Here is a 19,484-nt window from a genome sequence, read left to right on the forward strand (position 1 = left end):
CGAACGGATTTCTTTTCGCTGGCGCGGACAATCAAGGCGAACGGGATATGGGCTATTGGCTGAGCCGCGAGCGGCGGCATCAGGCGGCGGGGGTGATCCAGCGCTTCGACGCGCGTTTCTGGACGGTCAACTTCCCGCGGCCGATGATGGCGGCGGTGACGACGACCGCGCCCGATGCGCTGCGGGTCGATTGCGTCTTCTATCGCGCCGACGATCTCGCCGGGCTGATCTGGGAAGCCGAGGATCGCTGGGATCATCCGCTGCTCCGATATGAGACCGCGCGCGATTTCCGCGATTGCCGGCTCTCGTTCCGCTGGCGCTCGGGCGGGGTGCGCGCGCTCGATGCGGTCAACGGCCCGGTGCTGACGATCGAGGGGCGCGACCGGAACGGCGATCCGCGGACCTGGTACGTGCGGTTGTGGAATTATGCCGAGGGCATGCCCGAGGATGCGCTGATCTCGATCGACTTCGCCAGCGTCGTCGGCGGGTTCATGCTGCCGGCGGAGGCGGACACGGTGTGGGCGGGAGATGTCGACCGGATGTTCGTCTCGCTCGTTCCGCGCGATTACAGCGGGGCGGACGCATTGCTCGCCGCGCCGACCGAGGGCTGGGCGGAGATGAGCGCGATCCGCTGCGAAGGCGCGGGCGCGGTGATCGCGATCGGCGATGTAATCGTCCCCGAACATGGCATCGGCATCGCCGGGGGCTATGACGACAGCTACAATCTCACCCCCGCGCGGCTGCTGCGCAACGCGCTCCAGCTCGGCTATCGCGGGGCGATCGTCCATTATGTCGGGATGAGCCATTATTTCCGGCTCGAGGCCAATTCGGGCGGGCTTTACGTCAGCCTTGCCGGCGGGGCGCTCAATGCCGCCTGCGCGGCGTGGCATCGCGATTTCGCGGCGCGGGCGCGGGAGCTCGGCTATGATATCATCTGGTCGCTGAGCTACGAATTGTTCGACCGGCATTGCTGGGGCGACTGGAAGCAGCGCGCGGCGGATGGTGCGCCCGCGCTGACCGGCTGGTCGCCGCCTTCGACCCTGCTTTCGCCGACCCACGCCGGCGCGATGAATTACCTGCAGGCGGTGGCGCGGGCGTTCGTCGCGATCGGCGTCGAGGCGGGGCTGGGGGCGCATTTCCAGGTCGGCGAGCCGTGGTGGTGGGTGATGCCCGACGGGCGGCCGTGCCTTTATGACGCCAGCGCGGTGGCCGCCTTCGCGCCGGTGCCGATCGCGACGATCGCGGGCGCCAAGAGCCCCGCCGAGATCGCGACGCTCGATGCGGCGGGCGCGGCGCTGGCGGCATCGACCGCCGCGCTCGTCGCGGCGGCGCGCGCGGTGGCGGCGGACTGCCGGACCTATCTGCTCGCCTATCTCCCGACGGTGCTCGACGCGGCGGCGCCCGAGGCGAAACGCGTCAATCTGCCGATCGGCTGGGCCTCCCCAGCGTTCGATATGCTCCAGCTCGAGGATTATGACTGGGTGACCGCGGGCGACACCGCCTCGTCGCGCGCCGGCGCGACGGCGGCGGCGGCGCGGCTCGGCTACCCGCCGGGGCGGCAGGATTATTTCGCGGGGTTCGTGCGCGATGCGGCGGATGCGACGCCGCACTGGCGGCAGATCGCCGCCGCGGCCGATGCCGCGCGGCGGCGCGGGGTGGCGCGCGCCTATTTCTGGGCGCTGCCGCAGGTGATGCGCGACGGTTTGGTGCATTGGGATGAGGAGGAGCCGGTGATCGCGTTCGACGACGTGCTGTTCCCGCTCGCGCTCGGCCGCGAGGCGGAGGTGGCGCCCGAATTCTCCACCACGATCGTCGCCAGCGCGGGCGGGCGTGAGACGCGCAACGTGGCGTGGGCGGGGGCGCGGACGCGCTATGACGCCGGGCCGGGGGTGCGCAGCGAGCAGGACATCCGCGTGCTGCTCGATTTCTTCCGCGCGCGGATGGGGCCGGCGCGCGGCTTCCGGTTGCGCGATCCGTTCGACGCCGATGCGGCGGACGTGGCGATCGGCACCGGCGACGGCGCGACGCGGCGCTTCGCGCTGGTCAAACATTATGGCGCGACGGTGCGCCGGATCACCCGCCCGGTGGCGGGGAGCGTCGGGGTCCGGCTCGGCGGCGTCGCGACCGCGGGATTCGCGCTGGAGCAGGGCGGGCATGTCGTGTTCGACGCCGCGCCGGCTTCGGGGGTGGCGATCACCGCTTCGTTCGCGTTCGACGTTCCGGTGCGCTTCGCCGAGGACCGGCTGAGCGTGACGCGCGCGACCTTCCTCGCCGGGGCGGCGCCGTCGGTGCCGCTGATCGAGATCAGGGAGGATTGAGCATGGACCGGGTGACCGGGCTCGCGATCTGCTGGCGGATCGAGCGCCGCGACGGGGTGGCGATCGGGCTGACCGATCACGACCGCGACCTCGAGGTCGACGGCTTCACCTATCGCGCCGCGCCGGGGATGACCCCCTCGGCGATCGTGCGCGGCGACGGGCTCGAAGCGGCGACGATGGACGCCAAGGGCGCGCTGACCAGCGCGGCGATTACCGAGCGCGATCTGATCGCGGGGCGGTGGGACGGCGCGCGGGTCGGCATCGTCGCGGTCGACTGGGCGGCGGGCGGCGCGCCGGTCCCGCTCGGCGCGGGAACGATCGGCGCGGTCGATCTCGACGCGGCCGGGTTCACCGCCGAGCTGCGCGGCGCGGCGGCGGCGCTCGACCGGCCGGCGACCGAGGCGACTTCGCCCGATTGCCGCGCCGAGCTGGGCGACCGGCGCTGCCGCGTCGTGCTGGCCGGGCGGCGGCGGTTCGCGCGGGTGGTGGCGAGCGACGCCGAGGCGGTGACGCTCGATCGCGATGAGCCCGCGCCCGATGCTTATGGCGGCGGGCTGGTGCGGTGGCTGGGGGGGATGAATTGCGGGTTCGAGAGCGCGGTGACCGCCTCGGCGGGGGCAATGATGACGCTGCGCACCTTGCCGCCGTTCGCGATCCAGCCCGGGGTGCTGATCGAGGTGACCGAGGGGTGCGACAAGACGATCGCGACCTGCGCGGGGCGGTTCGGCAATGCGATCAATTTCCGCGGCGAGCCCTATCTGCCGGGGATCGACCTGCTGACGCGCTACCCGGGCGGATGACGCGCGCCGGGCGCGTCGTCGCGGCGGCGCGCGCGACGATCGGGGCGCGGTTCCGCGCGCACGGGCGCGATCCGGCGTTGGGGCTCGATTGCGTCGGGGTCGCGGCCTGGGCGCTCGCCGCGGGCGGGTGGCGCGGGCGGGTGCCGGCCGGTTACGCGCTTGCCGCGGGGGAGGCCGCGGTCGCCCCGGCGATGCTCGCCGGGCTGGAGCCGTGCGACGGCGATGCGGCGGGCGATCTGCTGCTGTGCCGCGCGGGCGGCGGGCTGCATCTCGCGATCAGGACCGAGGCGGGGTTCGTCCACGCCGATGCGGGGCTGCGCCGCGTCGTCGAGCGGCCGGGGGCGCCGCCGTGGCCGGTGCTCGCGGCGTGGCGGCTTGAAGGGGAATGAGATGGCGACCTTGGTGCTGACCGCGGTGGGCAATGTCTTCGGCGGGCCGATCGGCGGCGCGATCGGCGCGACGCTCGGGCAGATCATCGACCGCAACCTGCTGTTCAAGCCCAAGGGGCGCGAAGGGCCGCGGCTGATCGAGCTGGCGGTGCAGGGTTCGAGCTATGGCGCGCCGATCCCCCGATTGTTCGGGACGATGCGGGTCGCGGGATCGGTGATCTGGGCAACCGATCTGGTCGAGCATCGCGCGACCAGCGGGGGCAAGGGGCGGCCGAAGGTCACCAGCTACAGCTATACCGCATCCTTCGCGGTGGCGCTGTCGTCGCGGCCGATCCTCGGGGTCGGGCGGATCTGGGCCGACGGCAATCTGCTGCGCGGCGCGGCGGGCGACTGGAAGAGCGCGACCAATTTCCGCCTGCTGACCGGCGGCGAGGATCAGCCGGTCGATCCGCTGATCGCCAGCGCGGAAGGCGCGGCGCTCGCCCCGGCGCATCGCGGCATCGCTTATGCGGTGTTCGAGGATCTCGCGCTGGAGGATTTCGGCAATCGCATCCCGTCGCTGACCTTCGAGGTGACCGCCGATGCCGCGCCGGTGACGGTCGGCGCGGTGGCCCAGGCGGTCAGCGACGGCGTGGTGCGCGATGCGGGGGGCAGCGCGGCGATCGACGGCTTTTCGGCCTATGGCGAGAATGCGCGCGCGGTGGTCGCGGTGCTCGGGCAGATCGGCGGGTGCCGGTTCGCGCCGGTCGGCGACGCGATCGAGATGCGCGCGCCGGGGGTGGGCGCGGTGGCGACGGTGGAGGATGCCGGCGCGCCGCGGCGCACGCGGTCGATCCGCCCGATCGAGACGGTACCGCAATCGATCGCGGTCGCGCATTACGATCCGGCGCGCGATTATCAGACCGGGCGGCAGCGCGCGACGCGGCCCGGCGCAGGGCGGCGCGGCGAGACGGTCGATGCCCCGGCGGCGATCGGTGCGGGGGCGGCGAAGGCGCTCGCCACCGCGATGCTCGCGCGCGCCGAGGCCGAGCGGGTGCGGCGGCGGGTGACGAGCGACGTCGCCGCGATCGCGGTGGCGCCCGGCGACCGGGTGGCGATCGCCGGCGAGGACGGGCTGTGGCGGGTGACCGGCGCGACGCTCGAGCGGATGGCGGTGACGCTCGATCTGCTCGCCGAGCGCTGGGCGACCGCGCCGGTGGCCGCGTCGTCGGGGCGGGTGCTCGGCGCGCCCGATGCGGTGGCGGGGACGACGATCCTCCATGCCTTCGAATTGCCCGCGCTCGACGAGGCGTTGCTGAGCGAGCCGCGGCTGACGATCGTCGCCGCGGGAAGCGCGCCGGGGTGGCGGCGCGCGGCGCTGCGCACCAGCCTCGACGGCGGCGCGCGCTGGACCGCGATCGGCGGCAGCGCGCTGCCGGCGACGCTCGGGGTGGTCGCGGCGGGGGTGCCGTGGGCGCCCGCGACATTGGTCGACCGGCGCAGCGAGATTCTCGTCGATCTGGCGCATGACGGCATGACGCTGAGCGGCGCCGATGCGGGGGCGCTCGATCGCGGCGCGAACCTGGCGCTGGTCGGCGACGAATTGCTCCAGTTCGGCGCGGCGGATCAGCTCGCGGCGCGGCGCTGGCGGTTGCGCGATCTGCTGCGCGGGCGGCGCGGGACCGCGCTCGCCGACCATGCGGCCGGCGACCGGTTCGTGCTGATCGAGGCCGAGGCCGCGCTGACGCTGTCGCTCGCCGCGGCGCCGGGGCAGGCGGTGCAGGTCGCGGCGGAGGCGGTGTCCGATGTTGCGGAAACCTCCGTCGTGCTGACCGGCGCCTCGATGCTGCCGCCGGCGCCGGTCGGGCTGGCGGTCGACGATGATGCCGACGGCGGGGCGACGATCCGCTGGCGGCGGCGCGGGCGCAGCGGCTGGCGGTGGCGCGACGGCGCGGACACCCCGCTGGGCGAGGAGCGCGAGCACTATCGCGTGACGATCGTGCCGACCGGCGCGGCAGCGCGGACGCTCGCCGTCGATACCCCCGTCGCGCGGGTCACCGCGGCGGAGCGCGCCGCAGGGCCGGTCGGCGTGACGGTGGCGCAGATCGGCACCAACGGCGCGTCGCCCGCCGCGACGATCGTAATCCGACCCCACGATCCGCGACTGTGACCCGCAACCTAATCACATTTTACACTGGGAGGAATCGATGACCGACGAGCGATCGCCGCGCCTCGCGCTGCCGCTGCTGCAGCCGGGGCAGGCGCAGAAGGAGGTCGATCACAATGAGGCGCTGGCGCTGCTCGACATCGCGGTCCAGCCGGTGGTCGAGGCGGTGTCGGTCGACGTGCCGCCGGCCGCGCCCGCGGCGGGGCAATGCTGGATCGTCGGCGCGGCGCCCGGCGGCGAATGGGCCGGGCGCGGGGCGATGCTCGCCGGCTGGACCGCAAGTGGCTGGCGTTACGTCGCGCCTGTGGAGGGAATGGTCGCATGGAGCCTTGCGGATCGCGTCGCGGTGCGGTTCGAGGCGGGCGCGTGGCGCGTCGGCGAGATGCGCGCGACGCGATTGCTGGTCGGGGGCGAGCAGGTAATCGGCGCGCGGCGCGCGGCGATTGCCGATCCGGCCGGCGGCACGACGGTGGACGGCGCGGCGCGCGCGACCTTGCGCGAGGTGCTGGCCGCGCTGCGCGGGCACGGTCTGATTGCGTGAACGATTGTTGCATAATAGCAACAAATCGACGTTTTTGTGCGCTTGCGTGGAAACCAAGCTTCCGATAGTGAGTTTGCGCTGTCCGTAGTGACATTGTGGAAAGGGGATTATGATGCGGAAGCTTGCCGTTGTAGTGGCACTTGCCTCCACCGCACTTGCCTCGCCGGCGCTTGCCCGCGACAAGGCTTGGTACGTGGGCGCCGATTTCGGCGCGATGATTGTCGAGGACATCAACTACAATATCGCCAACGTGAATCCGGCGCTGACCGGCACGGCGACTGTCAACCATGATTATGGTTGGGATTCGGACGGCGTGATTGGTTACGACTTCGGCGGCTTCCGCCTCGAAGCCGAGGTCGGTTATCGCACCGCGACCGTCGACAGCATTGCGTCGACCGCTGGCATCCCGCTCACGGGCGGCTCGATCCTTGCGCCGGGCACCTATGGCTATGCCGGCGGCCGTTCTTCGGCGCTGAGCTTCATGCTCAACGGCTTGCTCGACTTCGGGCCGGACGACGGGCTGCAGGGCTTCGTCGGCGGCGGTGCCGGTGTCGCGCGGGTCAAGAACCGGATCGATCTGAACCGCGCCGGCTCGACGCTGGACGATTCCGACACGGTCTTCGCATGGCAGGCGATCGCGGGTATCCGCGCACCGCTGACCAGCCATGTCGACGTCTCGCTGAAGTATCGTTTCTTCAACGCGAACAGCGTGAAGCTGACCGACATTGCGGGTTCGTCGTACGACGGCCGCTTCCGGTCGCACTCGATCCTCGGCGGTCTGACCTACAACTTCGGCGAACCGGCTGCTCCGCCGCCGCCGCCGCCCCCGCCGCCGCCTCCCCCGCCGCCTCCGCCGCCGCCGCCGCCGCCGCCGGAAGTGGTGTGCTCGCCGGGTCCGTTCATTGTCTTCTTCGAGTGGGACAAGTCGGACATCACCCCGGAAGCGCAGTCGATCCTCGACAATGCGGTCACCCAGTACCAGAGCTGCGGCAACGCGCAGGTCATGGTCGCGGGCTTCACCGACACCTCGGGTTCGGCGAAGTACAACATGGGCCTGTCGCAGCGTCGTGCGGACTCGGTGAAGGCGTATCTGACGTCGAAGTCGATCCCGGACGGGGTGATCTCGACCCAGGCGTTCGGCAAGACGCACCTCCGCGTGCAGACCGCCGATGGCGTCCGCGAGGTCCAGAACCGTCGCGTGGAAATCACTTACGGGCCGGGCGCCGGCCACTAAGTTCGATATCCATCGACGAAAAAATCGGGAGGTCGGCATCGCCGGCCTCCCTTTTTTGTTGCGGTGGGGCCGGCGCCTTGTCGGGCGGGCAGAAAACTTGTCGGGCGGGCAGAAAAGCGGCGTGCTTCGTGGGAAAGCGGTCCCGCAACCCCGTTCGGGCTGAGCTTGTCGAAGCCCTGCACTTTCTTCCGACGAAGGAAGTACAGCCCTTCGACAGGCTCAGGGCGAACGGTTGGATGAGGGGCGGCGCGTGATTCCAGCGGCGCTACCAGGCCGCCGATCGATGGAATGCCCGGTGCGCGCGATGCAACCGCGCACCCAATCCGCTGTTTGTCATGGAGTTTGCCGGCGAAGGCATTAGAGCCGCTCTACGGCTATCAAGACGTAAGGAGTTCAGATGCGCATCACGATGATCGGCTCGGGATATGTCGGGCTGGTATCCGGCGCCTGCTTCGCCGATTTCGGCCATAGCGTGATTTGCGTCGACAAGGCGGCGGACAAGATCGAGGCGCTGCTCGCGGGGCGGATCCCGATCTATGAGCCCGGGCTCGAGCAACTGGTCAGCAGCAATGTCGCCGCGGGGCGCTTGTCCTTCACCACCGATCTCGCCGCCGGGGTCGCCGGGGCGGATGCGGTGTTCATCGCGGTCGGCACCCCGTCGCGGCGCGGCGACGGCCACGCCGATCTGAGCTATGTCTATGCCGCCACCGAGGAGATCGCGCGCGCCGCGACCGGGCCGCTGGTGGTGGTGACCAAATCGACCGTCCCGGTCGGCACCGGCGACCGAGTCGAGCAGATATTGCGCGATACCCGCCCCGACGGCGATTTCGCGGTCGTTTCCAACCCGGAATTCCTGCGCGAAGGCGCCGCGATCGGCGATTTCAAACGCCCCGACCGGATCGTCATCGGCACCGACGACGATCGCGCGCGCGCGGTGATGCGCGAAGTCTATCGTCCGCTCTATCTCGGCGAGAGCCCGATCCTGTTCACCGGGCGGCGCACCGCCGAACTGACCAAATATGCCGCCAATGCGTTCCTCGCGACCAAGATCACCTTCATCAACGAAATGGCCGATCTGTGCGAAGCGGTGGGCGCCGACGTGCGCGACGTTTCGCGCGGGATCGGGCTCGACAATCGCATCGGGCGCAAATTCCTCCACGCCGGCCCCGGCTATGGCGGGTCGTGCTTCCCCAAGGATACGCTGGCGCTGCTCAAGACCGCCGAGGATTTCGAAAGCCCGGTGCGGATCGTCGAGGCGGTCGTCCAGGTCAACGATACCCGCAAGCGCGCGATGGGGCGCAAGGTGCTCAACGCGCTGGGCGGCGACGCACGCGGCAAGACCGTCGCGGTGCTCGGGCTGACCTTCAAGCCCAATACCGACGACATGCGCGACGCGCCGTCGATCGCGATCGTCCAGAGCCTGATCGACGCCGGGGTCAATGTCCGCGCTTATGATCCCGAGGGCGCCGAGACCGCCAAGGCGGTGATGCCCGACATCACTTATTGCGCCGACGCCTATGACGCCGCGGCAGGGGCGGATGCGGTGGCGATCGTCACCGAATGGGATGTGTTCCGCGCGCTCGATCTCAAGCGGCTCGCCGCGACGATGGCGGCGCCGGTGCTGGTCGATCTGCGCAACATCTACGACCGGGCGGAGGCAGAGCGCGCCGGCTTCGCTTATTCGGCGGTCGGGCGGTGAACCGCGCGCCGCCGATCGCGGGGCTGCTCGAAACCGCGCTCTATGTCGCGGACATGGCGCGATCGGTGGCGTTCTTCCGCGACGTGCTGGGGCTCTCAATCATGCTCGAGACCCCGCGGCTGACCGCGTTCGACGCCGGGCGCGGTGGGGTGTTGCTGCTGTTCCCGGAAGGCGGGGCGACCGACGATGTGAGCGGCGAGCGCGGCACGGTGCCGGGGCATGACGGGCACGGGCCGCTGCATATGGCGTTCGCGATCGCCGCCGATGCGCTGGCGCCGTGGCGCGCGCATCTCGCCGCGGCCGGGGTGACGTTGCGCGGCGAGATGCATTGGCCGCGCGGCGGCACCAGCCTCTATTTCGAGGACCCCGACGGGCATGTGCTCGAAGTGGCGACGCCGGGGCTGTGGCCGAACGATGCGGATCGGGCTTAGTTAGTCGGGTCACTTCTCCCCGTTCCCCCTGAGCTTGTCGAAGGGCGTCCGCGAGTCACCGCCGACAGGACGCCCTTCGACGGGCTCGGGGCGAACGGAATGGCTGGCGCTCGAATCCGTCAATCGGCGAGCGCCCCCGCCAGCCAGTCCGGGACAATCGCATCTCCCGGTGCCTCGACGCGGCGCAGCTCGATCATCAGCCCCAGCGCGGGGTAACGCGTGCGGGTGCGGTCGCCGGGCTCGGCGAGCGGGCAGACGAACAGCCGGCGATTGACCTTGCTGCGGTGATGCATCCGCGCGGTATTCTCTTGCCCGACGTAACAGCCCTTGGTGAAGCTGACCCCGTTGAGCTCGCGCGCATTGCATTCGAGCCACAAGGTTGCGCCGTCGCCCAGTTCGGCGACGCCCTCGGTCACCCCGAGCGACAGGCGGTGCGCGAGCCAGCCTTCGACGGCAGCGCCGGGGGCAGCGATCCAGCGCCGGCCGAGCGCCGGGAGGCGCGGATCGGGGACGCCCTCGTCGCCGGTCGGGCGCCAATGCACCGCGAGCGCCGGATCGCGCGCAATCGTGATCGCGCGGCGCAAGCGGTAGAGCGTCAGCCGGCGCACCAACGCATCGGCCTGCGCCGCCTCGCAATCGATCAGCACATCGGCGCCGTCTTCCCACAGCAGGAAATCGAACAAAGCCTTGCCCTGCGCGGTGAGCAGCGCGGCCCAGACGGGGAGCGGGCCGGCAACGTCGTTGGTGACGAGACCCTGGAGGAAGCCGCGCACATCATCGCCGGAAACGCGGATCACGGCACGATCGGCCAGCATCGTCGGGGTGGTATCGGTCATGCGCCAGAGTTAGGGAGACTCAGCAGGCGACGGAAGGGCTGATGATGGCGACATTCGATCTCAAGCTGGCAGGCGGCACGGTTCACACGCCGGGCGGCCCGGTGCGCGCCGATGTCGCGGTGCGCGGCGGCAAGATCGTCGCGATCGGCGCGAGCGGCGATGCCGGGCGGACGATCGACTGTACCGGGCTCGATATCCTGCCGGGGGTGATCGACACCCAGGTCCATTTCCGCGAGCCGGGGCTCGAACATAAGGAAGACCTCGCCACCGGCAGCGTCGCGGCGGTGATGGGCGGGGTGACCGCGGTGTTCGAAATGCCCAACACCAAGCCCAATACCGATAGCGCCGCGGCGATCGCGGACAAGCTCGCCCGCGCCAAGGGGCGGATGTGGTGCGACCACGCCTTTTACGTCGGCGCGACCAACCACAATGCGCGCGACCTTGCCGAGCTCGAACGGCTGCCGGGGACCGCGGGGGTCAAGATCTTCATGGGCGCCTCGACCGGCGACCTCCTGGTCAGCGAGGATGCGCGGCTCGCCGAGGTGCTCGCTTCGGGGCGTCGCCGCGTCGCGATCCACGCCGAGGACGAGGAACGGATGAACGCGCGCGCCGGCGAGCGCGTCGAGGGCGATCCCGCGAGCCACCCGGTGTGGCGCGACGACGAGAGCGCGATGCTCGCGACGCGGCGGATCCTCGCGCTGGCGCGGGCGGCGCGGCGGCGGGTGCATGTGCTTCATGTCACCACCCCCGCCGAGCTCGAACTGCTCGCGCAGCACAAGGACATTGCCTCGTGCGAGGTGACCCCGCAGCATCTGACGCTCGCGGGGGAGGAGGCCTATCCGCGGCTCGGCACGCTGGCGCAGATGAACCCGCCGATCCGCTCGGGCGCGCATCGCGACGGGCTGTGGCATTGGCTCAACCAGGGTGTGCCCGATGTGATCGGATCGGATCACGCGCCGCATACGCTCGAGGAAAAGGCCAAGCCCTATCCCGCCTCGCCGAGCGGGATGCCGGGGGTGCAGACCTTGCTCCCGCTGCTGCTCGATCATGCCGCCGCGGGGCGGCTGACGCTCCAGCGGGTGATCGACCTGACCAGCGCGGGCGCGCAGCGCATCTTCGGGATCGCGGGCAAGGGGCGAATCGCCGCGGGCTATGACGCCGATTTCACCGTCGTCGATCTCAAGAAGCGCTGGACGATCGACACGCAATGGCTCGCCTCGCGCTGCGGCTGGTCGCCGTTCACCGGGATGACGCTGACCGGCAAGCCGATCGGCACGATCATCCGCGGCGGGGTGGCGATGTGGGAGGACAGCCTCGGCGACGCGCCGGCGGGCGAGCCGGTACGGTTCGAATCGGTCGATTTCGGGTAAGGCCCTCTTTCCTACACGAACCAATTGGGTTAAATGGACTGCCGTTCCCCATCGAGGACGGGCAGCAATGGATATTGACGATCTGATCGATGCGGTGCTCGGGCGCGAAGGTGGTTTCAGCGACAACCCTGCCGATCGCGGCGGCGCGACGCGCTGGGGCATCACCGAGCGGGTGGCGCGTGCCAATGGCTATGCCGGCGACATGCGCGCGCTGCCGCGCGAGACCGCGGCGGCGATCTATCGCCGGCTCTATTGGCAGCGCCCGGGCTATGACCGCGTCGCGGCGGCGATGCCGCTGATCGCGGCCGAACTGTTCGACACCGGGATCAATATGGGGCCGAAGGTGGCGACTGGCTTCCTCCAGCGCGCGCTCAACGCGCTCAATCGCGGCGGGGCGGATCATGCCGATGTCGCGGTCGACGGGCTCATCGGCCCGCATACCCTCGCGGCGCTCGACGGGTTTCGCGCGCGGCGCGGCGCGGCGGGCGAGCGCGTGCTGCTCAAGGCGCTCGAGGCGCTGCAGGGCGCGCGATACATGACATTGGCGGAGCGTCGCCCGGCCAATGAGGCCTTTCTCTACGGCTGGCTTGCCAACCGGCTCGGCTGAGATACTTGCGGAGAGACGATATGGCGTTGCTCGATAGCATCATCGCCCCGGTCGCGGGGCTGATCGATCGGCTGATCCCCGATCCCAAGGCGCGCGAGGCGGCCAAGCTCGAATTGCTGCGGCTCGACGGGACGCAGGAGCTCGAACGGATCAAGACCCAGATGGCCGCGGTGCTGGCCGAGGCCGGTTCGACCGATCCCTGGACCAGCCGCGCGCGGCCGAGCTTCCTCTATGTGATGTATGTGCTGCTCTTGTGGTCGATCCCGATGGGGCTGATCGCGGCGATCCGCCCGGCCTGGGCGAGCGCGATCGGGCAGGGGATGAACGCCTATCTCAACGGGATTCCCGAGCCGCTCTACGCGTTGTTCGGCACCGGTTACCTTGGGTACACCGTGGCGCGCGAATGGGGCAAGGCGAAGGGGCGGTGAGCGATATCGCCCCCCTCTTCTCCCCTCCCTTGAACAAGGGAGGGATCGGGGGTGGGTTGGCCTGCGAGGAAGCGGACCGGTATCCCCCATATCCACCCACCCCCAGCCCCTCCCTTCACCAGGGAGGGGAGAAGAAGGTGGACGGGCTGTTTCGTCAGCTCTTGGCGAGCGATTCGAGCTTGCCGATATCGATCGCGCCGACCAGCGACTTGAACGCGGCGGCATCGGGCGCGGTGCCGTCGGCGGAGACCGCGAAGCGATTGCCGACGATCACATTGTAGCTGCCGTTGCGCGAGGTCGAATTCCACTTTTCGCTGGTCATGCGGCCGTCGACGGTCGAGGTGCGCTCGTAACCGTCCTTGGTCTCGCGGTTGGACTGGACGTTGAGCGCCTGACCCAGCCCGGCCAGCGCGCCCATCGCGCCGACATCGGCCACCGCCAACGTGATCGAATCATTGCCCTGGGTATAGCGCGCCTCGGCCTTCGACCCGCCGACCCCGCCGGCGCCGCCGCTCGCGGTCTCGATATCGCCGCGCTTCCATCCACCGATCGTATCGGGGAGGAAGCCCTGCAAGGTCGCGGTCGGGGTGAGCGCGACGGGCGTGCCGGCCTGCATCTTCTCGGCGGAGGCCTGCATCTGCTTGCTCGCCGCATCGAGCTTGCCGAGATCGACCGACCCTACGCCGGGGACCGAGACCGTATCGCTCGCCGAACCGAGCGTGAGCGCGGGACGCATCATCGGCGAGGTTATCGCCGAGGTCAGCCCGCCGACCACCAGCATCACGACGATCGCCGCGACGATCGTCGTGATCGTATAGCCCATCGCCTTTTCGTCCGGCGCCTTCATCAGCCGCGGCAGCCCGACATAGAGCAGATAGAGGCTGTAGAGCCCGAGCAGCCCGAGGAAGCCGAGCATGGGGATGATCTGGAATATCCCCACGAGCCAGCCCGCGGTCGCGGAAAAGGCCGCCACCTTGGTCGCGGCGATATTGTTCTTGGTGCCGCCGAAGGTCGGGGCGAGCGCATTGATGATCTGTGCGAGCAGCCACACGGCAGCCAGCGCCAGCGCATAGCCGACCACCGCCGTGGTCACCGCCGCGCCGATCGAGGGGCGATAGGTGATGCCGAGGAAGCTGTAGCCGAAGGCGAGGCTGCCGATCAGCCCGGCGATCGGGCCGATCGCGGCGAGCGGGACGACCCAGCCGGTGAAGATCCCCTTCACCGTCATCGGCTCGGCATCGATCCGCGGCCATTCGTCCTTGGGTTGCAGGATCAGGTTCTTGGCGCGCTCGACCAGCGAGGTGGTGCGGCCTTCCGGGAACTGGCTTGCCATCGATATTCCCCTCTTTTTGCTTTGGGCAATTCCTGCGCCGTTCGGAGCGTCAAGGATAGGATCGATACGACGGCGGCAGGGGTGATTGCGGCGCCCTTCAAGCCGCCCCATATGCCGCGCCATGAGCAACGAAAGCAGTACGCCCGTCTGGCACGGCACGACGATATTATCGGTTCGACGCGGGGGCAAGGTGGTGGTGGCCGGTGACGGCCAGGTTTCCATGGGAAATACAGTGATGAAGCCCAATGCGCGCAAGGTCCGCACCTTGGGCGCCGAGGGCAAGGTGATCGGCGGCTTCGCCGGCGCGACCGCCGATGCCTTCACCTTGTTCGAGCGGCTCGAGGCCAAGCTCGAACGGCATCAGGGGCATTTGATGCGCGCCGCGGTCGAGCTGGCGAAGGATTGGCGGACCGACAAATATCTCCGCAATCTGGAGGCGATGATGATCGTCGCCGACAAGGACGTGACCTTGATCCTGACCGGCAATGGCGACGTGCTGGAGCCCGAGGCGGGGATCGCGGCGATCGGTTCGGGGGGCAATTACGCGCTCTCCGCCGCGCGCGCGCTCGCCGATTACGAGCAGGACGCCGAAACGATCGCGCGCAAATCGATGAAGATCGCGGCCGAGCTGTGCGTCTTCACCAACGACCGGCTGGTCGTCGAAACGCTCGACAGCGCCGCCTGAACTATTTCCTGAAGGACGACATGAACGACAATCTTACCCCCAAGGCGATCGTCGCCGCGCTCGACGCGCATATCATCGGGCAGAAGGACGCCAAGCGCGCGGTCGCCGTCGCATTGCGCAACCGCTGGCGCCGCCAGCAGCTCGGCGCGGAATTGCGCGACGAGGTGACGCCGAAGAACATCCTCATGATCGGGCCAACCGGGTGCGGCAAGACCGAGATCAGCCGCCGCCTCGCCAAATTGGCCGACGCGCCGTTCGTCAAGGTCGAGGCGACCAAATTCACCGAGGTCGGCTATGTCGGCCGCGACGTCGAGCAGATCGCGCGCGACCTGGTCGAGGAAGCGGTGCGGCTGGAAAAGGAACGCCGCCGCAACGCAGTAAAGGACAAGGCCGAGGAGGCCGCGCTGGCGCGGCTGCTCGATGCCTTGGTCGGCAAGGATGCCAGCCAGGCGACGCGCGAAAGCTTCCGCCAGCGCTTCCGCGACGGGCATCTCCAGCAGACCGAGATCGAGCTCGAGCTGCAGCAGGCGCCGCAAATGCCGTTCGACCTGCCGGGCGGCGGGTCGGTCGGGATGATCAACCTGTCCGAGATGATGGGCAAGGCGTTCGGCGGCGGGCAGACCAAGCGCCGCAAGCTGACCGTCCCCGCGGCATGGGAGAAACTGGTCGAGGAGGAAGCCGACAAGCGGCTCGATCAGGATGAGGTGAGCCGCGTCGCTCTGGCGGACGCGGAGGCCAATGGCATCGTCTTCCTCGACGAGATCGACAAGATCGCGGTGAGCGACGTGCGCGGCGGATCGGTGAGCCGCGAGGGCGTGCAACGCGATCTGTTGCCGCTGATCGAGGGCACCACCGTCTCGACCAAATATGGGCCGATGAAGACCGACCATATCCTGTTCATTGCCTCGGGCGCGTTCCACGTCGCCAAGCCGAGCGACCTGCTCCCCGAATTGCAGGGGCGGCTGCCGATCCGCGTCGAATTGAAGGCGCTGACCGAGGAGGATTTCGTCGCGATCCTCTCCGACACCAAGGCGTCCTTGCCCGCGCAATATCGCGCGCTGCTCGGCACCGAGGGGGTGACGATCGACTTCACCGACGACGGCATTCGCGCGGTGGCGCGGATCGCCGCCGAGGTGAATGGCGAGATCGAGAATATCGGCGCGCGGCGGCTCCAGACGGTGATGGAAAAGCTGCTCGAGGAGGTGAGCTTCGACGCCGAGGACCGCGCGGGCGGATCGCTGACGATCGATGCCGCCTATGTCGACAAGCAGCTCGCCAGCGTCGCGCGGAATACCGATCTGAGCCGGTTCGTGCTGTGACGATGTAATCGTCATCCCAGCGCAAGCTGGGATCTCGGGCCGCGGACGTGCGCTTGCGGCATCAGACCCCAGCTTGCGCTGGGGTGACGGCATTCGGTCGGGCTTTAGTCGAGCCCGATGATCGAGATCTGCCGGCCGTAATCGGGTTCGCCGCGATGCGTCGCGCGGCGGTAGCTGAAGAAGCGATCGGGGTCGGCATAGGTATCGAGCCCGAGCGTTTCGATCCGCGTCAGCCCGGCGGCGGCGAGGCGGTGCGCGACATAGGCTTCGAGATCGAATTGCGCATGGTCTTCGCGGCCGTCGACGAAGAAGCGTTCGTTGGCAGGGTCGGCCTGTTCGAAGCGCTGCTGGAACGCGCGATCGACCTCATAGCTGGCGCGCGCGATGCACGGGCCGACTGCCGCGGCGATCCGATCGCGCTGCGCGCCGAGCGCTTCCATCGCGACGATCGTCGTATCGGTCACCCCCGCCAGCGCGCCCTTCCACCCGGCGTGCGCCGCGCCGACCACCCCGGCCTCGGCATCGGCGAGCAGCACCGGCGCGCAATCCGCGGTGAGCACTCCGATCGCGAGTCCGGGGCGGTCGGTCACCAAGGCATCGGCATGCGGGCGCAACGTGTGGTCGATCGGTGCGCGCACCGTCACGCAATCGGCGGAATGGACCTGATAGAGCGTCACCAAAGTTGCGCCGCGCAACACCGCCTCGGTCGCGCGGCGGCGGTTCTCGGCGAGCGCCGCGGGGGTGTCGGTCGAACCGGTGCCGACGTTGAGCCCGCCGTGGACGCCGGTCGACACGCCGCCGCGCCGCCCGAGAAAGCCGTGCGCCACCCCGGCGAGCGCGGCGGCGCGGTTGACCTCGACGCTGTTTGCCATCGCGCTCACAGCGCCAGCCGCATGATCAGATCGCGATCGACCTGATCGCCGACCGGGAAGGCATAATCGCCGATATGGACGAAGCCGTGCTTCTCGTAGAAGCGGATCGCGCGCGGATTGGCCTCATAGACAGTGAGCAGCAGCGCCGTCGCGCCGCGCGCCCGCGCGGTCTCGATCGACCAGTTCATCAGTGCCTGCGCGATTCCCGCGCCGTGGTGGGTGCCGGCGACATAAAGCTGGCTGAGCTGGACCGCCCCCGCGGTCATCGCCGGATCGGGGAGGAACGGCGGGACGAGCTTGGCATAGCCGACGATCGCCGCGCCGTCGCAGGCGATGCGCCAGCTGACCGCCGGGTTGGTGAGATCGCGGATCAACTTGCCGTTCGGGCCGTAAGCCTCGGACAGATAGGCGGCGATATTCTGCGGCGCGGTGAAGGGCGCGAAGGTGTCGTGCCAGATCTTCTGCGCCATCGCATCGAGTGCGGGGCCGTCGGCGGAGGTCGGGGTGCGATAGTCGATCATGCGAATCCTGCCGGTTGCGGCCAATCGGGGTGGCGGATGGCGAGCGCCTTGAACAATGTCCCCATATCCTCGACCAGCCGGTCGCGGTCGGCGAGGACGCGCGGGTCCTTCTGCGCCAGCGCCGCGGCGCGTGCGTCGATGCCGAGCGCGCGGAGCAGGTCTCCCTGATCGACCGGCCCGCTGGCGATCGCCCCGCTGGCGTGGCCGACCAGCCCGAGCGTCGCGAAATCGACATGCGCGGTGAGATCGCGCTCGCCGGGCTCGTCGAACGGATTGGCGAAGGCATGGCCGCGCACCGCCTGGAGCGTGTCGCCGATCGCCGGGCCCTGATAGCCATAATCGATCGCGAGCAAGGCGCCGCCCTGCGCGACGATCCGCGCGGCGAGCACGCGCATGATGCCGACCGACGCGGGCGAGGTTTCGATGATCGCGCCGGGGGCGGCATCGCGCAGCCCCTCGGGGATCACGCTATCCGGCACCTGCTTGCCCGCGATCGGCAGGAACAGCACGTCCTGACACGCCACCAGCCGCTCGTGCCACCCGTTCGCGGCGCGGACGAGCTGGCGGATCGGCAGCGCATCGAAGAATTCGTTGGCGACGATGATCAGCGGGCGATCGCTGGGAAGGTCCTCGACGTCATCGTGCCACACGGCATCGGCGACGCGCTTCGCCTGTTCGGCGCGCAGCACCGGGCTGGTTTCGACGAAATGGACCGGGGGGATGAAACCCGCCGCGCGCATCGCGCGCAGCGCGTCGGCGGTCAGCGTACCGCGTCCCGGGCCGAGCTCGACCCAGAGCGCGTCCGCCGGGCGCCCGGCGCGGTCCCACAGATCGGCCGCCCATAGCCCGATCAGCTCGCCGAACATCTGGCTGATCTCGGGCGCGGTGGTGAAATCGCCCGCCGCGCCCAGCGGATCGCGCGTCGCATAATAATGCGCATTGGCGGCGGCCATGAATTGGCTGACCGGGATCGGCCCGCCGAGCGTGATCGCGCGCGCCAGCCGCTCGGGAAGCGGGGCTTCGTCGGTGGGCCGGGTCACGCGACGCTGTCGCTCCCCGCGATCGGCTCGACGCGGCGGCGGCGCGCCGGGGCGGTGGCGATCAGATACAGCCCGCCCGCGATCATCGGCAGGCAGAGGATCTGCCCCATATGGATCGTGGTGGCGAAGAAGGTGCCGGCGAATTGCGCATCGGGCTCGCGGAAGAATTCGACGAAGAAGCGCGCGAGGCCATAGCCGAGCACGAAGATGCCGACGAGCTTGCCCGGCTCGTAGCGCGCCTTGGTGCGCCAGAAGAAGAACCACAGGACGAGGAACAGCACGACGCCCTCGAGCCCCGCCTCGTAGAGCTGGCTCGGGTGACGCGCGGGCTCGATCATCCCGGCGGGGACGGTATGCGGAAAGACGATCGCCCAGGGGACGTCGCTGGGCTTGCCCCACAATTCGCCGTTCACGAAATTGGCGAGCCGGCCGAAGAATAGCCCGAACGGCGCGACGCACGCGACATAATCGTGGATGCGCAGCCAGTTGAGCCCGTTCTTCCGCGCGAAGACGACGATCCCGATCGTCGTGCCGATCACCCCGCCGTGGAACGACATGCCGCCGTCCCACAATCGGAGGATGCGGATCGGGTGGAGCAGCATATCGGGGGCGTAGAACAATACATAGCCGATCCGCCCGCCGAGGATGATGCCGAGCGTCGCGTAGAACACCAGATCGTCGGCATGGCGCCGCGCCATCGGCGCGCCCGGCTGGGCGAGCAGCTTCAAGAGATACCACCAGCCGACGACGATCCCGGCGATATAGGCGAGGCTGTACCAGCGCAGCGTGAAGAAGCCGATCGAGAAAATCTCCGGGTGGAGCCCCAGATCGGTGAACTGGATATGGCTGGCGGCGGCGGCTGACAAAGACAGGATCAAGGCTTTTCCCTCGTGCTTGGAGCCTGCATAGTGGCCC

The 19,484-nt window shown here is 69.5% G+C and carries 19 protein-coding genes; 13 read left to right on the forward strand and 6 right to left on the reverse strand.

Annotated elements, in window-relative coordinates:
- Positions 1 to 47 precede the first annotated feature (47 nt).
- The 8 genes from NED98_RS18720 (at position 48) to NED98_RS18755 (ending at position 9,558) form a co-directional block, all read left to right on the forward strand.
- The gene (locus NED98_RS18720; RefSeq protein ID WP_265314033.1) at positions 48 to 2,318 is read left to right on the forward strand and encodes a DUF2460 domain-containing protein; all 2,271 of its coding nucleotides are present in this window, start codon (positions 48 to 50) and stop codon (positions 2,316 to 2,318) included.
- 2 nt (positions 2,319 to 2,320) lie between these two features.
- Positions 2,321 to 3,118 carry a DUF2163 domain-containing protein gene (locus tag NED98_RS18725; RefSeq protein ID WP_265314034.1) on the forward strand — a complete coding sequence of 266 codons (798 nt, stop codon included), beginning with the start codon at positions 2,321 to 2,323 and terminating at the stop codon, positions 3,116 to 3,118.
- Positions 3,115 to 3,507 carry a peptidoglycan endopeptidase gene (locus NED98_RS18730; RefSeq protein WP_179513185.1) on the forward strand — a complete coding sequence of 131 codons (393 nt, stop codon included), beginning with the start codon at positions 3,115 to 3,117 and terminating at the stop codon, positions 3,505 to 3,507. The genes NED98_RS18725 and NED98_RS18730 overlap by 4 nt, the downstream gene beginning before the upstream one ends.
- A gap of 1 nt (position 3,508) precedes the next feature.
- Positions 3,509 to 5,656, forward strand: coding sequence for a phage tail protein (locus NED98_RS18735; RefSeq protein ID WP_265314035.1), 2,148 nt, complete (start codon positions 3,509 to 3,511; stop codon positions 5,654 to 5,656).
- 37 nt (positions 5,657 to 5,693) lie between these two features.
- Positions 5,694 to 6,194, forward strand: coding sequence for a DUF2793 domain-containing protein (locus tag NED98_RS18740; RefSeq protein WP_179513187.1), 501 nt, complete (start codon positions 5,694 to 5,696; stop codon positions 6,192 to 6,194).
- 112 nt (positions 6,195 to 6,306) lie between these two features.
- A complete protein-coding gene (locus NED98_RS18745) occupies positions 6,307 to 7,428 on the forward strand; it encodes an OmpA family protein (protein WP_265270245.1) in 1,122 nt (373 codons plus the stop codon).
- 397 nt (positions 7,429 to 7,825) lie between these two features.
- Positions 7,826 to 9,127: a UDP-glucose dehydrogenase family protein gene (locus NED98_RS18750; protein WP_179513189.1), complete on the forward strand. Its 1,302-nt coding sequence runs from the start codon at positions 7,826 to 7,828 to the stop codon at positions 9,125 to 9,127.
- Positions 9,124 to 9,558 (forward strand): VOC family protein, encoded by a 435-nt coding sequence (locus NED98_RS18755; protein ID WP_209547687.1) that lies wholly within the window; start codon positions 9,124 to 9,126, stop codon positions 9,556 to 9,558. The genes NED98_RS18750 and NED98_RS18755 overlap by 4 nt, the downstream gene beginning before the upstream one ends.
- Positions 9,559 to 9,677: 119 nt before the next feature.
- Here the strand turns inward: NED98_RS18755 and ygfZ are convergent, their stop codons facing one another.
- Positions 9,678 to 10,394, reverse strand: a complete 717-nt coding sequence (ygfZ, locus tag NED98_RS18760; RefSeq protein WP_179513190.1) for a CAF17-like 4Fe-4S cluster assembly/insertion protein YgfZ — start codon at positions 10,392 to 10,394, stop codon at positions 9,678 to 9,680.
- Positions 10,395 to 10,438: 44 nt separating this feature from the next.
- Here ygfZ and NED98_RS18765 point away from each other — a divergent pair, with 44 nt between their 5' ends.
- The 3 genes from NED98_RS18765 to NED98_RS18775 all read left to right on the forward strand — a co-directional run bounded on the left by NED98_RS18765 (position 10,439) and on the right by NED98_RS18775 (position 12,799).
- Positions 10,439 to 11,764 (forward strand): dihydroorotase, encoded by a 1,326-nt coding sequence (locus NED98_RS18765; protein WP_265314074.1) that lies wholly within the window; start codon positions 10,439 to 10,441, stop codon positions 11,762 to 11,764.
- Between the two features lie 67 nt (positions 11,765 to 11,831).
- On the forward strand, positions 11,832 to 12,371 hold the full coding sequence (locus NED98_RS18770; protein WP_265314036.1) for a glycoside hydrolase family 108 protein: 540 nt from the start codon (positions 11,832 to 11,834) through the stop codon (positions 12,369 to 12,371).
- 20 nt (positions 12,372 to 12,391) lie between these two features.
- Positions 12,392 to 12,799, forward strand: a complete 408-nt coding sequence (locus tag NED98_RS18775) for a holin family protein (RefSeq protein ID WP_179513192.1) — start codon at positions 12,392 to 12,394, stop codon at positions 12,797 to 12,799.
- Between the two features lie 154 nt (positions 12,800 to 12,953).
- Here NED98_RS18775 and NED98_RS18780 read toward each other — a convergent pair whose 3' ends face one another.
- Positions 12,954 to 14,132, reverse strand: a complete 1,179-nt coding sequence (locus NED98_RS18780; RefSeq protein ID WP_265314037.1) for a Yip1 family protein — start codon at positions 14,130 to 14,132, stop codon at positions 12,954 to 12,956.
- A 121-nt stretch (positions 14,133 to 14,253) separates the two neighbouring features.
- On the opposite strand from NED98_RS18780, the gene hslV reads away from it, so the two are divergent.
- Together hslV and hslU are read left to right on the forward strand one after the other, a co-directional pair.
- Entirely contained in the window at positions 14,254 to 14,817 is a 564-nt protein-coding gene (gene hslV / locus NED98_RS18785) for an ATP-dependent protease subunit HslV (protein WP_179513193.1), read from the forward strand.
- A gap of 20 nt (positions 14,818 to 14,837) precedes the next feature.
- The gene (hslU, locus tag NED98_RS18790; protein ID WP_179513194.1) at positions 14,838 to 16,136 is read left to right on the forward strand and encodes an ATP-dependent protease ATPase subunit HslU; all 1,299 of its coding nucleotides are present in this window, start codon (positions 14,838 to 14,840) and stop codon (positions 16,134 to 16,136) included.
- Between the two features lie 104 nt (positions 16,137 to 16,240).
- Here the strand turns inward: hslU and pgeF are convergent, their stop codons facing one another.
- The 4 genes from pgeF to lgt are packed head-to-tail and all read right to left on the reverse strand — an operon-like array spanning position 16,241 to position 19,447.
- Positions 16,241 to 17,008: a peptidoglycan editing factor PgeF gene (gene pgeF, locus NED98_RS18795; protein ID WP_265314075.1), complete on the reverse strand. Its 768-nt coding sequence runs from the start codon at positions 17,006 to 17,008 to the stop codon at positions 16,241 to 16,243.
- A gap of 5 nt (positions 17,009 to 17,013) precedes the next feature.
- On the reverse strand, positions 17,014 to 17,529 hold the full coding sequence (locus tag NED98_RS18800) for a GNAT family N-acetyltransferase (RefSeq protein ID WP_265314038.1): 516 nt from the start codon (positions 17,527 to 17,529) through the stop codon (positions 17,014 to 17,016).
- Entirely contained in the window at positions 17,526 to 18,569 is a 1,044-nt protein-coding gene (locus NED98_RS18805) for a class I SAM-dependent methyltransferase (protein ID WP_265314039.1), read from the reverse strand. The genes NED98_RS18800 and NED98_RS18805 overlap by 4 nt, the downstream gene beginning before the upstream one ends.
- On the reverse strand, positions 18,566 to 19,447 hold the full coding sequence (gene lgt, locus NED98_RS18810; RefSeq protein WP_265314040.1) for a prolipoprotein diacylglyceryl transferase: 882 nt from the start codon (positions 19,445 to 19,447) through the stop codon (positions 18,566 to 18,568). Before lgt ends, NED98_RS18805 begins: the two co-directional genes overlap by 4 nt.
- Positions 19,448 to 19,484: the final 37 nt, after the last annotated feature.

Origin of the sequence: Sphingomonas lycopersici, from assembly GCF_026130605.1 — a bacterium.
Lineage (GTDB): Bacteria > Pseudomonadota > Alphaproteobacteria > Sphingomonadales > Sphingomonadaceae > Sphingomonas > Sphingomonas lycopersici.

What these genes read in the sequence shown, in the direction of transcription:
- NED98_RS18775 (WP_179513192.1), top strand. Translation starts at nt 12,392, where the DNA reads ATGGCGTTGCTCGATAGCATCATCGCCCCGGTCGCGGGGCTGATCGAT.
- NED98_RS18720 (WP_265314033.1), top strand. Translation starts at nt 48, where the DNA reads ATGGGCTATTGGCTGAGCCGCGAGCGGCGGCATCAGGCGGCGGGGGTG.
- NED98_RS18745 (WP_265270245.1), top strand. Translation starts at nt 6,307, where the DNA reads ATGCGGAAGCTTGCCGTTGTAGTGGCACTTGCCTCCACCGCACTTGCC.
- NED98_RS18735 (WP_265314035.1), top strand. Translation starts at nt 3,509, where the DNA reads ATGGCGACCTTGGTGCTGACCGCGGTGGGCAATGTCTTCGGCGGGCCG.
- NED98_RS18740 (WP_179513187.1), top strand. Translation starts at nt 5,694, where the DNA reads ATGACCGACGAGCGATCGCCGCGCCTCGCGCTGCCGCTGCTGCAGCCG.
- NED98_RS18770 (WP_265314036.1), top strand. Translation starts at nt 11,832, where the DNA reads ATGGATATTGACGATCTGATCGATGCGGTGCTCGGGCGCGAAGGTGGT.
- hslV (WP_179513193.1), top strand. Translation starts at nt 14,254, where the DNA reads ATGAGCAACGAAAGCAGTACGCCCGTCTGGCACGGCACGACGATATTA.
- NED98_RS18765 (WP_265314074.1), top strand. Translation starts at nt 10,439, where the DNA reads ATGGCGACATTCGATCTCAAGCTGGCAGGCGGCACGGTTCACACGCCG.
- ygfZ (WP_179513190.1), bottom strand. Translation starts at nt 10,394, where the DNA reads ATGACCGATACCACCCCGACGATGCTGGCCGATCGTGCCGTGATCCGC.
- NED98_RS18780 (WP_265314037.1), bottom strand. Translation starts at nt 14,132, where the DNA reads ATGGCAAGCCAGTTCCCGGAAGGCCGCACCACCTCGCTGGTCGAGCGC.
- NED98_RS18750 (WP_179513189.1), top strand. Translation starts at nt 7,826, where the DNA reads ATGCGCATCACGATGATCGGCTCGGGATATGTCGGGCTGGTATCCGGC.
- hslU (WP_179513194.1), top strand. Translation starts at nt 14,838, where the DNA reads ATGAACGACAATCTTACCCCCAAGGCGATCGTCGCCGCGCTCGACGCG.
- NED98_RS18800 (WP_265314038.1), bottom strand. Translation starts at nt 17,529, where the DNA reads ATGATCGACTATCGCACCCCGACCTCCGCCGACGGCCCCGCACTCGAT.
- NED98_RS18730 (WP_179513185.1), top strand. Translation starts at nt 3,115, where the DNA reads ATGACGCGCGCCGGGCGCGTCGTCGCGGCGGCGCGCGCGACGATCGGG.
- NED98_RS18725 (WP_265314034.1), top strand. Translation starts at nt 2,321, where the DNA reads ATGGACCGGGTGACCGGGCTCGCGATCTGCTGGCGGATCGAGCGCCGC.
- pgeF (WP_265314075.1), bottom strand. Translation starts at nt 17,008, where the DNA reads ATGGCAAACAGCGTCGAGGTCAACCGCGCCGCCGCGCTCGCCGGGGTG.